Annotated in this window: 10 protein-coding genes; 2 read left to right on the forward strand and 8 right to left on the reverse strand. The window is 31.4% G+C overall.

What is annotated here, in order from left to right; all coding sequences use genetic code 11:
• Nucleotides 1-125: 125 nt before the first annotated feature.
• From LNQ49_RS08595 to LNQ49_RS08615, 5 genes are all read right to left on the reverse strand, one after another.
• The gene (locus LNQ49_RS08595; RefSeq protein ID WP_229988261.1) at nt 126-1811 is read right to left on the reverse strand and encodes an MBOAT family O-acyltransferase; all 1686 of its coding nucleotides are present in this window, start codon (nt 1809-1811) and stop codon (nt 126-128) included.
• A gap of 1 nt (nt 1812) precedes the next feature.
• Entirely contained in the window at nt 1813-3234 is a 1422-nt protein-coding gene (locus LNQ49_RS08600; protein WP_229988265.1) for a LysM peptidoglycan-binding domain-containing protein, read from the reverse strand.
• The gene (locus LNQ49_RS08605) at nt 3227-4705 is read right to left on the reverse strand and encodes an SGNH/GDSL hydrolase family protein (RefSeq protein WP_229988266.1); all 1479 of its coding nucleotides are present in this window, start codon (nt 4703-4705) and stop codon (nt 3227-3229) included. Before LNQ49_RS08605 ends, LNQ49_RS08600 begins: the two co-directional genes overlap by 8 nt.
• 361 nt (nt 4706-5066) lie before the next feature.
• A complete protein-coding gene (locus LNQ49_RS08610; protein ID WP_229988268.1) occupies nt 5067-6506 on the reverse strand; it encodes an HmuY family protein in 1440 nt (479 codons plus the stop codon).
• Nucleotides 6507-6523: 17 nt separating this feature from the next.
• Entirely contained in the window at nt 6524-8653 is a 2130-nt protein-coding gene (locus LNQ49_RS08615; protein WP_229988271.1) for a TonB-dependent receptor plug domain-containing protein, read from the reverse strand.
• 106 nt (nt 8654-8759) lie between these two features.
• Between LNQ49_RS08615 and LNQ49_RS08620 the strand changes: the two genes are divergently transcribed.
• Nucleotides 8760-9668 (forward strand): DUF6607 family protein, encoded by a 909-nt coding sequence (locus LNQ49_RS08620; protein WP_229988273.1) that lies wholly within the window; start codon nt 8760-8762, stop codon nt 9666-9668.
• A 64-nt stretch (nt 9669-9732) separates the two neighbouring features.
• Here the strand turns inward: LNQ49_RS08620 and argS are convergent, their stop codons facing one another.
• Nucleotides 9733-11514 carry an arginine--tRNA ligase gene (argS, locus tag LNQ49_RS08625; RefSeq protein WP_229988275.1) on the reverse strand — a complete coding sequence of 594 codons (1782 nt, stop codon included), beginning with the start codon at nt 11512-11514 and terminating at the stop codon, nt 9733-9735.
• Between the two features lie 320 nt (nt 11515-11834).
• Between argS and LNQ49_RS08630 the strand changes: the two genes are divergently transcribed.
• Nucleotides 11835-14243 (forward strand): TonB-dependent receptor, encoded by a 2409-nt coding sequence (locus tag LNQ49_RS08630; RefSeq protein ID WP_229988278.1) that lies wholly within the window; start codon nt 11835-11837, stop codon nt 14241-14243.
• Between the two features lie 94 nt (nt 14244-14337).
• On the opposite strand, the gene LNQ49_RS08635 is transcribed toward LNQ49_RS08630, so the two are convergent.
• Nucleotides 14338-15009: a copper homeostasis protein CutC gene (locus LNQ49_RS08635; RefSeq protein ID WP_229988279.1), complete on the reverse strand. Its 672-nt coding sequence runs from the start codon at nt 15007-15009 to the stop codon at nt 14338-14340.
• 165 nt (nt 15010-15174) lie between these two features.
• The gene (locus LNQ49_RS08640) at nt 15175-16182 is read right to left on the reverse strand and encodes a 3-oxoacyl-ACP synthase III family protein (protein ID WP_229988280.1); all 1008 of its coding nucleotides are present in this window, start codon (nt 16180-16182) and stop codon (nt 15175-15177) included.
• Nucleotides 16183-16190 lie beyond the last annotated feature (8 nt).

The following is a 16190-nucleotide window of genomic DNA, read 5'->3' on the forward strand; positions in this document are numbered from 1 at the left end:
TTGTTTCACGTTCCAAGTTTCAGGTTAAAATTGGTAATGTAAACTACCATTCCTTTTTTCTCTTTACACTAAAAAAAAACGCAAAGAATAAAACCTTTGCGTCTTTGTAACTTTGTAACCATATCTTAAAATTGGAAATAGATAAATGGTTGTGAACCTGCAACTGCTGTTGCATAAACGATCCAATACACAAATCCTAAAACAATTGCTTTTCCTATTAATGGCGTTTTATCAAAAACCAACTTCATTTTGGCTGTAATAACTTCTGGTAGAAAGTGCCATACATAACCGAAGAGCATTAATAAGAACACATTTTTATATCCTAATATAATTGTTTGCCAATGGTCTGGCTCAAATGTTAACTGCCCAATATTATTAATTACTTGTATTGCTGTATCGAAATCTTTTGCACGGAAGAATATCCAACAGAAAACTACAAAATGAAAGGTAAGTACTATTGAAAAGAATTTCCAGATAGAACTCAATCCATTGCTTTCTTTCTTAGAAGGAAAAAGCTCTACAACTATTTTATGAACCGCTAAAGCAAGTCCGTGTAATGCTCCCCAAATTATAAACTGCGCTCCTGCTCCATGCCACAATCCTCCTAAAAGCATTGTTGTAAACAGGTTAAAATTGGTTACCATTGTTTGCTTCAATTTACTTGAAAGTAAAAATGATAAACAAAAAACAACAATTCCTCCTCCTGCAATTATTAATGGGATAATACTCTCAGCTGAATTTGTAATTCCCCAAAGCAACAATCCAAAAAAGAATAAACTAGGAAATAAAAAACCAGCAAATGTTCCTTCTCTGTTTCCTCCAATTGAGATATACAAAAAGTCTTTTAACCAAGTTGATAATGAGATATGCCATCTTCTCCAGAAATCAGTAATCGATACTGATTTATATGGTGTTCTAAAGTTAGCGGGTAATTTGAATCCAAGTAACAATGCAATTCCAATTGCCATATCTGAATATCCTGAGAAATCACAATAAATTTGGATTGCATATCCATAAGATGCCATTAGATTCTCAAATGAAGTATAACTCATAGGCGTATCAAAAACACGATCTACAAAGTTTACTGAGATATAATTTGAGATTACAGTTTTCTTAATTAAACCTCCAATGATTAAAAACAATGCATTATTTACATCCGCTTTAGTAAGGTTTAATTTTTGGTATATCTGTGGTAAAAAATCTTTTGCTCTTACGATTGGACCCGCTACTAATTGTGGGAAGAAAGAAACGAAGAATAAATACTCAATATAATTTTTCGTTGGCTTAATCTCTTCACGATAAATCTCGATAATATAACTCATCGATTGGAAAGTATAGAATGAAATTCCGACTGGAAGAAAAATATCATGCAGCTCAAAATTACCTTGAAACATATCATTGTACGTGACAATCATAAAGTTCATATACTTAAAATACCCAAGTAATCCTAAGTTTAGGATTACACTGATTATTAAGTATATTTTCTTTCGAGTCTTTACACTTTCATTATAAATTACCTGACTCAATCCATAATCTACGACCGAGGAGACCAGTAATAACAAGAAATATATTCCGCTTGATTTATAATAAAAGAAAAGCGAGAATAGAATAACGTACGTTAATCTTAAATAAAATGTTTTGCGTAAAAATGCATACACAAAATAAAAAACTAAAAACAACCCTAAAAATAAGCCTGTATTAAATAATAGTTTTTCTTCTGGATTATATATAAACCAACCTTTAACCTGTTCTAATGTAAGCGCACCAAAATTTTGAACGAACCAATCATTAATGCTATCAACTGTTATCAACTTATTTTTTTAATTTAAAATTATCGTATTCGTTTAATAATGCTTTCGAGAACAAGCTTCCCTGTTTTTCGTATCCATTTTTGGAATAATGTACCCAATCTGGACCTATTAATCCTTCGGCTTTTAATCTTCCAATTCCTTTCATTCCTCCAAACTCGTTATACAAATCCCAAACTGCAAATCCATCTGACTGAGCTGTTTCAAATATATATTTTGTATAATCAGCAATAAATGTATTTGGCTTTCTTCCTTTTAATAACGATGGCGGTGGCGTCATAACAATTATAGGAACATGAATGTTCTGTGCTTTCAGATTACTTACAAACTCTCTTAATTGTTTTATATAACCTGATGCCTCTAATTTATCATAACTTTCGTTTGTTCCCAATGATAAAACAATCATATCTGGATGTAACGATTTTAATTGCTCAAAGAATACTGGATATTTATTATAATCTGAAAACTTTGCTCCATTTACTCCAATACCACTATAAATTACTCCTGATGAATTTTTCTCAAGAATCAATCCGTTCAGCTCATATTTCTTAGCGTCCTTATTTGGAATAAGATAAATTTTATCTAGCGCTTTTTCAGTATTATAATAATGTGAGAATGAATCTGCCTCTATATCTAAAGGAACATACTGCGATTGTGAAATTGTTTTAGGACGTGTTTCATTTGTTACAATTTTTAATGTCCTACCTGCTCTAATCGCATTCGATTTTAAATGATTAGCTCTCCTAATTTCTGCAATCGAAACGTTGTATTTATCTGCAATAACCGAGATTGCCTCTCCTCTTTTTATTTTATGTGTAATTACTTTTCGCTCAGAAGATTGAATCATATTCGTCTGAATGCGAGTTGCCAAGTCAAACATATGTTGATTTTGTGGTGTAATTATCTTGATTGTATTAAACTTATACACCGGATCTTTTACATTTACCTCAATCACAAACCCATCCGTATTTCTCCAAAGTGCAATTCCACTTAAACCCATCGGGCAATCTTTTACAGGAAGAATATTTCGGTAACTTTCCCAAGCTTTGTTCGAACGAAAACGCTCATTATACGAACCATTAGTTTTTGCTAATGAATATGGAAAAATTAAACCTCTACCTCCATTTCCTAACTCTTTCTGAAGATCTTTCCGAATTTCATTTGTCATCAAGTCACTCTGAACATGCGAATCTCCAATATGAACAATGTTTATTTTATGATTACTATGACTTTCATTGTCTTTTAATTTGCTAAAAAAATTATCTAACACTTTCGCATTATAAATTTGACTCCCTGACAAAGGTTCTACAGTTGTTGTATCTACGTTGCTAATCATCTTTTTAGTCATTAAAATTGGCTCTGCCTTTTGCGCTTTATTATTAGACGCAAAAAGAAGACAACAAAAGAAAATAATAAGTTTATTCATCTACACTATCTTTTATTACAGATATGGAATCTGCATTTGTTTTCTTGACTGTCTTGCCCTTTTTTATATCCGCTTCTCTTCTTTCACGCAAAACTTTATATTGTTCGTATCCTTTATTCAATTGATCATAAAGTAATCCGCCAATTGCTTTTGCTCCACGTTGATTAAAATGCGTATAATCTTTATTGGCTCTTGCAGGTGCCTCATCTACCCATTTTACCATTGAACCATCGCCACCCATCAGGGTATACAAATTGACAAATCCAGATTCTGTTTCTAAAGCATAGCGTTTTTGTGCTTTTACTAATGGAACAACAGCTGAATCAGTTTTCATTTGCAAATCATATTTGGTCGATTTATCAGCAGTAGAAATAATCAAAATAGAAACTCCTGGAAAAGATGCTTTTATTTTATTAACTGCTTTGGTCATTCCTTTTCCATACCAAGAGTAGTTTTTTGTACCATAATTCAAAACGTTAGTTCCGTAATGAAGTATAATCAAATCATATTTTAAATTAGCATTAAAGCTTTGCATTACATTAGCATCAAAAATAGATATTGGCATCCCCGAATTTCCTCTTTGCGAGAAGTTATCTACGTGAACTCCGCTTCCATTATCAAAATTAAATCCATAAATAGGAATTGAATCTGCATGAATAAAGTTAGCTTTAAATCCTTTAATGCTTTTTGAAGTTACCTTAATGGTGTTGACCAAATTATTTGGAGCAAGATTTTTAGATATAGTATCTTTTCCTATTATGAAATTTACCTTTCCTGCTTTTGATGATTTCCCATAATATAAAGTTGGATTATCCAAGCTAGTAGCAAATTTGCTTAAACCTGCCTCATAAGAAACCCATGTTGAATTTGATCTGTCGTTTGCAAAAAAGACATGTCCATTTACTCCAAAAGGGCTTATTGGTTTCTTTACATTAAGATATGATTGCGCTTTCCAGTTTTTAGAAGATGATGATTTTACCGAAGATCGTGATGCTGATGACTCTGAACTGATAGAAACAAATCCAACTCCAGTACCTCCAAATCTTTCTTGGTAATTATTTCGAACATCTTGTACAATTAAATCACCATCGGTCATAGAATCGCCATAATATGCAATTCTGACTTTTGCATCTGGGTGCTTTTCTAATTGGTATAATTTATCATAAAAAGAAATCAAGTATTGATATCCTTTATAATTATCGAAAGTTTCTGAAGGAAACTCTATTCCTTCATTTGAATTAAAAATGATATTCTCTTTCGCTTGTTGATCAGCATCAGTACTATCCCCTTTTTTAGATATGGATTCTTTTTCAAAAGACTCTAATAGCATACTATCCACAAGTACGTTTTTGGAATCCACTTTGCTTTCAGGAAAAATTTTATCTGGCAATATTTGCTTAAAACCAATGAAAGCTACAAATGCTAAAGCTACAATTGCAAAAGACTGAAAAAAATAAGATTTTGTATTCACTTTTAATTATAAATTTTGAAGAATAAAATCAATAAGAACCCTACTGTTCAAATTTCCTATTAATTTAAATAAAACGTTTGCAAAGATAGAATAAACAATAATCTATCTTTCTTTTTTTTCGATTAAATGAAAAATAAAAAAGAGGCTAGATAAATCTAACCTCTTTCCAAAAAAAAAATAAAAAAAAACCAAGTTACTATCTAATTGAATTTAACCATAGCCTGTCATAAATTTTGATCTACAAAGTTTACAATCAAACTAGATTAAGAGACAATAATCTGAGCATTTGAACAGCTCAGCAATCTTATTTTATTCCAAAAAATGGAATGTTTTTTTATATAATATTGATTTTGTTATATGCTTATTTTAAAAGTGCATACTCAAAAGACACATTTCCTCTTTGACCTGCCGCATTCATCATCGCAGTGAATTTCAATTTATAAATGTTCCCCTCTACATCTTTTATCACATAAAAACGATCTGTTTTAAATGCCAAAGGATATGTTGCTCTCCAGTTTCCTCCAATTACTCTTTGATCTTTTGCTAAATCAGTATCAAAATTAGATTGAGTTACATTAGCTAAAGTAAATTTATCATAAGCTACTTCAGTTGTTAGCACTTGGAATGCTTTTGTTCCAACTTTTGTATTGGTAATTGCATAATCAGGGAAATAATATGCTCCAGCTGATGCACCGTCAGTATAGAATGTTTCTCCAGTGAAAGTAGTAATATTCAAATCCCATTTGTTCTTTGTAGGCTCAACTTTAACTACTGATTTAGTATTTAAACTGAAGAAAGAAAAATTATAAGCAGCATCTTTAGTAATAGTAACTTCACTGTGAGTTGTAGCATTAAGATCTGCATATTGTAATTTATAATTATTACCATCTCTTAGAACTCTAATTTTTTTCCACCCTCTTGAAGCTCCAGTAAGCGCAACACCAGTTCCAGTTCCAGGAACTGTTGAAACCTCTTGTCCCATATTTACTAAATATACTTTATTGTCCGCATTATTAGCAGAAACCTCAGCAATAGCAGTACCTTTACTTCCTACAACTCCAGCAATTGGAGCTAAATTACCATAAGGATTATCTATATAATTAATTGTAGAAGCTTCATAATTACCAGTTGTAACATTTAAATCCTCAACTTGTACTTCATCAATATTGGTTGTATTAAGCTGCTTTACTGCAAATTTATTAATTGCTCCATTCGAAACTACACGAAATTCATTTCCTCCAGAAAAACCTAAATCCCAACTAGTTCTTAAAACTTTAGTCATTGCTCCAGAACTCAAATCAATAAATACTTGATTTGGAACCGTGTTTCCACCATTCTCAGGTGCTAATGTTTTACTTACAACTGCAGTTTCATTGAAATTAAGTTGAACAGAAGCTGTCGCTTGTGCAACTTTAACATTCTGATCTGAAACAGAAGCAATTGTGAATTTCACATTTTTAACCTCTCCTTCAATAGCGTCAATAATCTTTTTAAATTTAAAAGAAACTGAATTAACATTCGCTCCAAATGACAACACTATTTTTGTATTTTCTACTTGTGGAGTCGTTGTAAAATCTGTACCATAAACCAAAGCTGTAGGAACAACATTTAATGTTACTGTTCCGGCTGAAGAAGTTGGCTTAGAAAAAACAACTTTCACTTCGGTTTCCGCTTCTATAATATTTGTAGCCGAATTTACAAATGCAACTTCATTTGAATTCTCTACAGCATTATCATCATTATTACATGCTGTAATACCAACAAGTAAAAATGCAATAATTAAAAGGACACTTTTTTTCATTTTGATTATTTATTAAATTAAAAATTAAGGTTATATGTTAGTTTTAAATAATAAGATCTTCCATATCCTAGAAAGATATTATTTGAAGTTGTATGTGCATCCCCACCAGAGGCAATACTTTGCTGAATATTAGTTACATCTAAAAGATTTCTAGCCCCAAGAGTCACATCGAAAGACTTCTTATAAAAAGACTTTCTAACAGAAGCCTCTAAAAAACTATATGAATCTAGTGTTGATAATTTATAGACATTTTCTCCATTCTCGACAACTTGTCTAAATTGACGTTGTTCTCCATTAAATTTGTAGTAAACAGCAAACAAAGTGTTGTATTTAGATAAATTATATGTTACACTACTATTGACTTGTAGAGCATATAAAAACTTATCATCTGAAACTACTTTACCATTATCGATTTTTTGTGAAATCCCAACCAAGGAAGCCCCTAAATTAAAGGACAAGCTTTTAAAATTAACCTGATTTGTAGTGGCAACATTCCACATTTTATAAGAACTAATATTAATATTTTGATAAATAGGATCAGTAGTTCCAACTTCAAACCCTACAAAAGCCATATCAATTTTATCATTTACGTTTAAAAAAGAAGCAGATAGATTATTAGAAAACAATAATCCAGACTCAAAAGATGTCATCTTTTTTACACTAAAATTATATGACATACTTGTTTCAGGCACTAAAGCATCATTCCCATAAAACTGATGTCCCGAAAATTTAATTTTAGAATATAGCTCTTCAAAGTCAGGAATACGGAATCCTCTCCCTACTGATGTACGCAATTCGATTCCTTTATCAAATAAATAAAAAAGTCCTAAAGAAGCAGCATATTGATTATTAAATTGATTTTGGAATGAGAATCTTCCTCCTGGTCTAATCGAGAATTTTTTTGTAGCTTTAATTTCTGAAGAAAGAAAAACATCAAAATTTTGAAATCTTTTTTCAATCGGTACAAATGATTGATTTTCTCCATTAACTACTGAATAACCTAAATTATTCACATATTCGTATCCCAATTGGAAATCAAAAGATTTCTTAGGAAAAAAATTTCCTAATGTCCCAGTAGAATACAACAATTCTGTAGATTGATTTTTATTTTTTTTGTTATTTGACTCTTGATCTGTCTTAATATTATATTCAAATAATTCCGTCGAACGTGTTTGCTTCTGATGAGAAAATGAAACATTATAATTATACTGAGACGCTAATTTTCCATAAAAATTTAGATGATTAATCATTCTTTCAGTTAAATATCGTCTATCATACGAGTAACGAATATCATCAAAAGGAGGATTTGTTACAACTATAACCGTTGGATCATAGTAATCTATATTTTCATTTAGATAGTCGAATTTATAAAAAGCTCTAAAATCATTCTTTCTATAACTTAGCATTCCGTTAGCTATATGTTGCAATTTTGGAAGTAACCTATACCCTCTTTGTAAATCAGTTTCGCTGTATTTTTTACCTTTTTTTCCATCTAAATACCCATCTAAATCATTTCTATCAAAACCTACAGATGCAAACCAATTATCACTAATACTATGAGCTACTTTTAATGATTGTATATGTCTACCTTTATTAAAAGCTGAATATTCTTCACCTACAGTTTCTTCTTGTGCTGTAGCACCAATTTCCCATTTATAACGAGATGACTTTTTTGTAATAATATTAAGAACACCTGTTACAGCATTTGCTCCACTAGTCACTCCCATTGAGCCTTCTATAATTTCAATTTGCTCAATATCATCAAGATTAATCTGTGTTAAATCCACATTATTTCCTAAACTAGCATCGCTTACCATAGGAATATTATCTATTAAAATTTTAAAGTATCCTCCATCTAAACCGAACATAGACACTGTTGATCTCCCAGTTCCCGAATCTGGCATTATGGTTATATTTAAATATTGATTAAGCAAATCTGACAGATTATTAGCAGCTTGTTGATCAATATCTTTTTTAGAAATTACTGTAACATTAAAAATCGATTTCTTTATAGATTGTGGCTCAAACTGTCCTGTAACTACAACTTCGGATAATTCATTGGCACGAATACTGTCTTTTTGCTTTTCCTGCGCAGAAAGCGTTTTACAAAATACTAGTGCAATAAATAGGATAATTTTGATTTTCATTGTTTTTAATTAGTCTTAATAACTTTGGCAAATATATAATTATTTTAATTCATTCTAAATAAAATTTATATATTTGCTGAAAATTTAAAATAAAAAAACACAAGCTATGATTACAAAAGGTCTCTGTTTATCAGCCGTTATGGCGTTATCTGTAAATTTTGGATTTAGTCAGGAATCTAAAAAACAACAAGATATTAAATCGATAAAATCGATGTGTGGTTGTTATGAAGTAAAATTTAATTTTGTTGAAACTTTTAAGTACCCTAAAGACACTCTTACTTACAAACCTTCAGAAACAAAACATGAATCTGCTTTAGAGTGGGTAGAGTTATTAGAAGACACTCCTAACAAGATTGTAATGCAGCACTTATTAATCGTAAGTGATGACATGATTATCAAACACTGGAGACAAGACTGGTTATATGAAAACACTGACTTGTATTTATTTGATAAAGGAACTTCTTGGAAATATAAAAAATTAGACAAAAAAGACGTAAAAGGGCAATGGTCTCAAAAAGTATATCAAGTAGATGATAGCCCTAGATATGAAGGTTCTTCTTCATGGGTACATGTAGATGGACAAGATTACTGGGTAAATACTACCGATGCTCCACTACCTCGAAGAGAACAGACTAAACGTAATGATTATAATGTTTTAAAAAGAAGAAACATTCATGAAATTACTGCTACAGGATGGAATCATGAGCAAGATAATGACAAATTGATTCGCGATGATAGCGGAAAAGATGTTTTATTAGCACAAGAAAAAGGAATGGATGTGTACACTAAAGTGGCAGACATTAAATGTATCGCTGGGCAAAAATGGTGGAAAGAAAACAATATGCTTTGGAAAAACGTTCGTGATAAATGGCAAACTCTTTTTGACAGACATCAAGACTTAAACCTAGAAGCTAAAGTAGAAAGAAAAGCACTTTACTCTCTTTTGTTTGATTTAAAACCAACCGCTACAAAAGCAGAAACAGATGCAATCATCAATAAATTTGTAAAAAAATAAAATGTTTTGTGTTAGTTGTTAAAATAAAAAAGCCGTTAGTTTAAAACTAACGGCTTTTTTATTTTTACATTCTTTCTGGAACTTCAATTCCTAATAAACTGAAACTTGATTTTATAATCTCTCCTACTTTTTGAGAGAACTGTACTCTGAATATTTTTTTTGTCAAATCTTCTTCTCCTAAAATATGTACCGATTGATAAAATGAATTGTATTCTTTTACCAAATCATACGTATAATTAGCAATTAAAGCAGGACTGTGATTGTGTGCCGCATTTTGGATTACCTCTGGGAAAAGTTCGATTTGTTTTACTAATTCTTTTTCTTTTTCATGAAGCTCTTCGATTCCGCTTAATGTTACACCAAAATCAAAATCGGCTTTACGAATGATAGATTGAATTCTTGCATAAGTATATTGAATAAACGGTCCTGTATTTCCAGCAAAGTCAACAGATTCTTCTGGATTAAACAAAATACGTTTCTTTGGATCTACTTTTAAAATGTAATATTTTAAAGCACCAAGTCCGATTGTGCTATACAGTTTAGCTTTTTCATCTGCTGAAAAACTATCTAACTTACCTAATCCCTCAGAGATCTCTTGAGCTGTGTCGGTCATTTCTTGCATCAAATCATCGGCATCAACTACTGTTCCCTCACGGCTTTTCATTTTCCCTGAAGGTAAATCTACCATCCCGTATGATAAGTGGTATAAACTCGAAGCCCAATCAAAACCTAGTTTTTGAAGTATTAAAAACAAGACTTTAAAATGGTAATCTTGCTCGTTTCCTACTGTATAAACCATTCCTCCAACATCTGAATGATCTTTTACACGCTGAATTGCTGTTCCAATATCTTGGGTCATATAAACTGCTGTCCCATCAGAACGTAATACAATTTTACGATCCAGACCTTCATCAGTCAAATCAATCCAAACTGAACCATCTGGATCTTTCTCAAAGATTCCTTTATCCAAACCTATCTGAACAACATCTTTCCCTAATAAGTATGTATTACTTTCATAGTAATAACTATCAAAATTTACTCCTAGATTTTTATAAGTAATAGCAAAACCATCATAAACCCATTGGTTCATTTTTGCCCAAAGCTCTTTTACTGCTTTATCTCCAGCTTCCCATTTTAAAAGCATTTCTTGTGCTTCAAGAATAATTGGAGCTTGTTTTTTAGCCTCTTCTTCGGTTTTACCAGCTTGAATTAATTCATTGATTTGTTCTTTATAAACCTTATCAAATTTTACATAATAATTCCCAACCAATTTGTCTCCTTTTAAACCTGTACTTTGAGGAGTTTCTCCATTTCCAAATTTTTCCCAAGCCAACATTGATTTACAAATATGAATTCCTCTGTCGTTTATGATTTGAGTTTTATATACTTTTTTTCCTGAAGCTTTGATAATCTCAGCAACTGAATATCCTAACAAATTGTTACGAACGTGACCTAAGTGTAATGGCTTGTTTGTGTTTGGTGAAGAATACTCTACAATGATTGCTTTATCCGAAGGGTTAGGTTCTACAAAACCATAATTTTTCCCATCTTTTATACCATTAAAGAAATTCACATAGTAAGTATCCGCAATAACAATGTTCAAGAAACCTGAAACCACATTAAAACGTGCTACCTCTGGCAGGTTTTCTACAAGATAATTTCCTATTTTATTTCCTAACTCAACAGGATTACTTTTAATCACTTTTAGTAAAGGAAAAATAACCATAGTAATATCTCCTTCAAACTCTTTTCTAGTAGTTTGAAATTCGATTTTATCTACTGTTACTTCAAATAAGGCTTGTATTGCTTTTTGTATAGAAGGCGTAAGAATTTGTGATAATGACATGTAAACTTAGTTTTAAAGTGTGCAAATATACTGCTTATTCATCAATTACAGAAAATGTAAAAGATATAAAATCTATGAATATCAAGTGCAAATAATTCCAAAATAATTAAAATTTAAATAAATTTTACAACCATAAACTCCTGAAAAACAAAGCACACTTTATAAATCCTCTGTTTTTTTTCATTAATTCTGTAACATATAATCAAAATAATAGTCTTAATAGAAGCTTTAAATAAATTTTAAACGAGAGTAATCAACTTGTATTTAAAGATAATCATCAATCAAAAATCAATTAATCTATTCTAACTAAATCAAATCCTATGAAACTTAAAATTATCATGTTATTGCTTATCGGAGTAATAACATCGGTACAAGCTCAAAATTCTGGAAGTATTTCTGGAAAAGTACTTGAGAAAACCACTAATTCCCCAATATCTTATGCTACCATTGCTGTAAAAGGTGAAGGAAAAACAATTGCTAGTGGAGTAACTGATGACAAAGGAGATTTTACTTTAAAAAACATCCCCTTAAAAAACTACATTTTAGAAATACAATACATCGGCTTTAAATCATACAAAGCCAATCTTTTCTTTAGTGAATCAAAAAAAGAATACACTTTTAAAGTTGCTCTTGAAGAAGAAGCTACGCAACTTAAAGGCGTAAACATTGTTAGCGAACGTTCTACTATTGAACAAAAAATCGATCGAAAAGTTATTACTGTTGGTAAAGATCTTACTACTGCTGGTGCTTCGGCTTCAGATATTATGAACAATATTCCTTCGGTAAATGTAGATCAGGATGGTAAATTATCATTGCGTGGTAACTCAAATGTACGTGTATTAATTGACGGAAGACCATCAAATATTGACCCTGCTCAATTGCTTAAACAAATTCCATCAACATCAATCAAAAAAATTGAATTAATCACTAATCCAAGTGCTAAATACAACCCAGAAGGAATGTCTGGAATTATTAATATCGTTTTGCATAAAAATGCGAATAATGGTTTTAATGGAAACTTCAATGCTGGAATAACTTTTGGAGAAACTGCAAAATACAATAATTCATTAGACTTGAATTACAAGGTTGGAAAAGTAAATTTCTTTGGAACTGCTGGACGTAATTTTGGGCTTTATGCTAATGACGGTCTAATTAACAGATTAGACACCCCTTTAACTCAAAATATCGATGTCAAAAGCGATAATGATTCTCACCTTTATAAAATTGGTATGGATTATTACATCAATGACAACAATACTATTTCGGTGTACACCAATCAAAATGCATTTGATGGTTTTACAAAAATAAATACTGATATTAATTACGGCATCGATACTAAAAACATTTATGAAAAATCAAAGTATGATTCTGAAAATACTAATAACACGTATAATATAGCATACAAGCATCTTTTCAAAAAAGAAGGCCATACTCTTGATGTTGAAGGAAATTACAATGATTTCAAACAACCTCAAACTACTTATTTTGACAGAAAAGCTACTGATAATACCGGAAATTCAACTACATCAATTTACAACGATTACATAAAAGATGTTAGAAAAAATAGCACATTAAATATTGATTATGTCAATCCATTAGACAAAAAAACAACGCTTGAAGCTGGTGCCGAAGCAAGAATTACAAGAACTACAAATGATTACGCTACCGAAAATCCTCTAATTGCACCTACAGAGCGACTTTCAAATTATACGTATGATATTGATATTTATTCTGCTTATGTAACTTTTGGTCAGAAATTCAAAAAATTCAGCTACCAATTAGGAGCACGCTTTGAGAGTTATAAAGTTGAAGCTAATTTAAATCATGGACAATCTACATTTAAAGATGATTATATTACACTATACCCATCTGCTTATTTCACCTATAACCTAAATGATAACAATACATTTCAATTTAGCTATAGCCGCCGTGTAGACCGCCCAAGTTTAGAACAAACAAAACCAATCCGTGAGTTTTCGACTCCATTGGTAACTTCATTAGGGAATCCAGAATTAAGACCACAATTCACTAATTCTGTTGAAATAAACTATACCAAAATTTTTGGCAAAAGCACTTTTACAGCTGGAGTTTACGTAAGAAGCATTAATGACCAAATTAGCCGTACGCTAAAACCTGATGATAGTGATCCTACAAATCAGAAACAAATTATGAGTTATGCAAATTTCGACCGCAATACCGCATATGGTTTCGAAATGTCTGCAAATTACAAAGCTACCAAATGGTTGGACGTTCAACCCTCTATCGATTTTTCAAGCATAAAACAACGAGGAATTATTTTTATCACTGACCCGATAACTAATATCCCAACTACAGAAAACAAAGAAATTAGCGCTAACTCTTTTAATGCTAGACTTAATGCAAACTTTAAAGCCAACAAGCGTTTGAGTTTCTTATTATTTGGTTTTTACAGAGGTGCTGTTGACGGAATACAAAACAACAGTCATGACATGTACAAAATGGATGCTGGTACTCGTTACACTTTGCTAGACAATAAAATGACTTTAAGCTTACGTTTTAACGATATCTTTGATACTATGAAATACGCTTTCGATTCAACAAACCCTTATCCTCAAACAGGAAAATTTACATGGGAAAGTCAAACTGTTTATTTTGGTCTTAGCTACAACTTTGGTGGTGGTAAAAACAAAAGTTTGCAACGCAAGCAAAGAGAAGACAACACGAATAAAGGTGGTGGAGGAATGTTTTAATCTATCACACTAATTCGAACTTTAAATTTTTGAATTATTTTAGTAGTAAAGGCCCAGAGAATTGCCACTCTGGGCTTTTTTTATTTAAAAGGTTTTATAACTGTGCTTTTAAAGCATTAATTTCTATTGCACTTGCTGTTTCTCCAGAGTCAGTAATCGCTGATGAATGAAAAAAAGTATTTCCAAGTTTTTCTTTTAGCAGTCCTATATTCGAAGACCGAAGCCCTCCCCCTGGCATAATTACAATTCTATTATTCGCTTTTTGAACTACATCAACAAGAACGTCAATCCCTTCTACAACATCTTTACCTTGTCCTGACGTTAAGATTGTTTTAAACCCACAATTAATTACATCTTCAAGAGATTTAACCACATTTGAAACAACATCAAAAGCACGATGAAATGTACAAGGAAGCGGAGCTGCCAAATTAATTAACTCAGTATTTTGCTCTATATTGACACTCCCATCACTTTTAAGATTTCCGAATACAAACCCATCAACCTTGCAGTTTTTATATTCGATTATACTTTCTTTCATTTCCTGAAATTCGATATCGCTATAAACAAAATCTCCACCACGTGGTCTGATAATAACATTTAAATCAATCGTTGCTTTTTCTCTTGCAGCCTGAACTAAACTTAAACTTGGGGTCGTCCCCCCTTCTTTCATATTAACACATAACTCAATTCTGTTTACTCCATTTGCTTGAGCAATTTCTACAGAATCAAGATTAAAACACGCAATCTCTAATTGGCTTTTTTTCATTTTTAAATTATACTTAAACAATTACAGTAGACTGTGATTTAAATTCACACTGAACAAAATCAAATAGGCACTACCTAACAATAAAATTATGTAGAACCGAAATTAAACAAAAAAACCTATTCAGTACTGAATAGGTTTTCTTTTTAAAAACAAAAATATTTTAAATTACCATTTGATAATTACGCTTCCCCATGTAAATCCACTACCAAATGCAGCAAGAACCACAGTATCTCCAGATTTAATTTTTCCTTGTTCCCAAGCTTCTGTCAATGCAATTGGAATAGATGCCGCTGTTGTATTACCATATTTTTGGATATTGTTATATACCTGATCATCATTCAAGCCGAATTTCTTTTGAATAAATTGAGAAATTCTCAAGTTTGCCTGATGTGGAATCAACATATCAATATCCGAAACCTGTAAATTATTAGCTGCCAAACCTTCATTAATTACTTCTGCAAAACGAACTACTGCATTTTTAAATACAAATTGTCCATTCATATAAGGAAAATAACTTTCATCATTTGGATCATTATCTGCTATGATATCTGTTACCCAACGTGCTCCCATTCCTGGCGCTGTTAAAGATAGTTCTTCCGCATGTTGTCCTTCTGAATGTAAATGTGTAGATAATATTCCTTTTGTAGAATCTTCTTCTCTACTTAAAACTGCTGCTCCTGCTCCATCTCCAAAAATCACAGAAACTCCTCTTCCTCTAGTTGTCATATCCAAACCAGTTGAATGTACTTCTGAACCAATTACTAGAACATTTTTGTACATCCCTGTTTTAATATATTGATCGGCTACTGAAATAGCATATACAAAACCTGAACATTGATTTCTTACATCTAATGCTCCAACAGTTTTTAATCCTAAATCACGTTGCACCAAGACTCCTGGACCTGGAAAATAATAGTCTGGACTTAATGTTGCAAAAACAACAAAATCGATATCTTCTTTTGCTACTCCTGAACGTTGAATAGCTATTTCCGCAGCTTTTACTCCCATTGAAGTTGTAGTATCTTCTCCACGAATAATATGTCTACGCTCTTCAATTCCTGTTCTTTCTTGTATCCACTCGTCGTTAGTATCCATTATTTTTGACAAATCGTCGTTGGTCACTACATTTGAAGGGACATAATATCCTAATCCCGCTATTTTTGAATGATACATATTTATTT

The sequence above is a fragment of the Flavobacterium pisciphilum genome (genome assembly GCF_020905345.1).
Lineage (GTDB): Bacteria > Bacteroidota > Bacteroidia > Flavobacteriales > Flavobacteriaceae > Flavobacterium > Flavobacterium pisciphilum.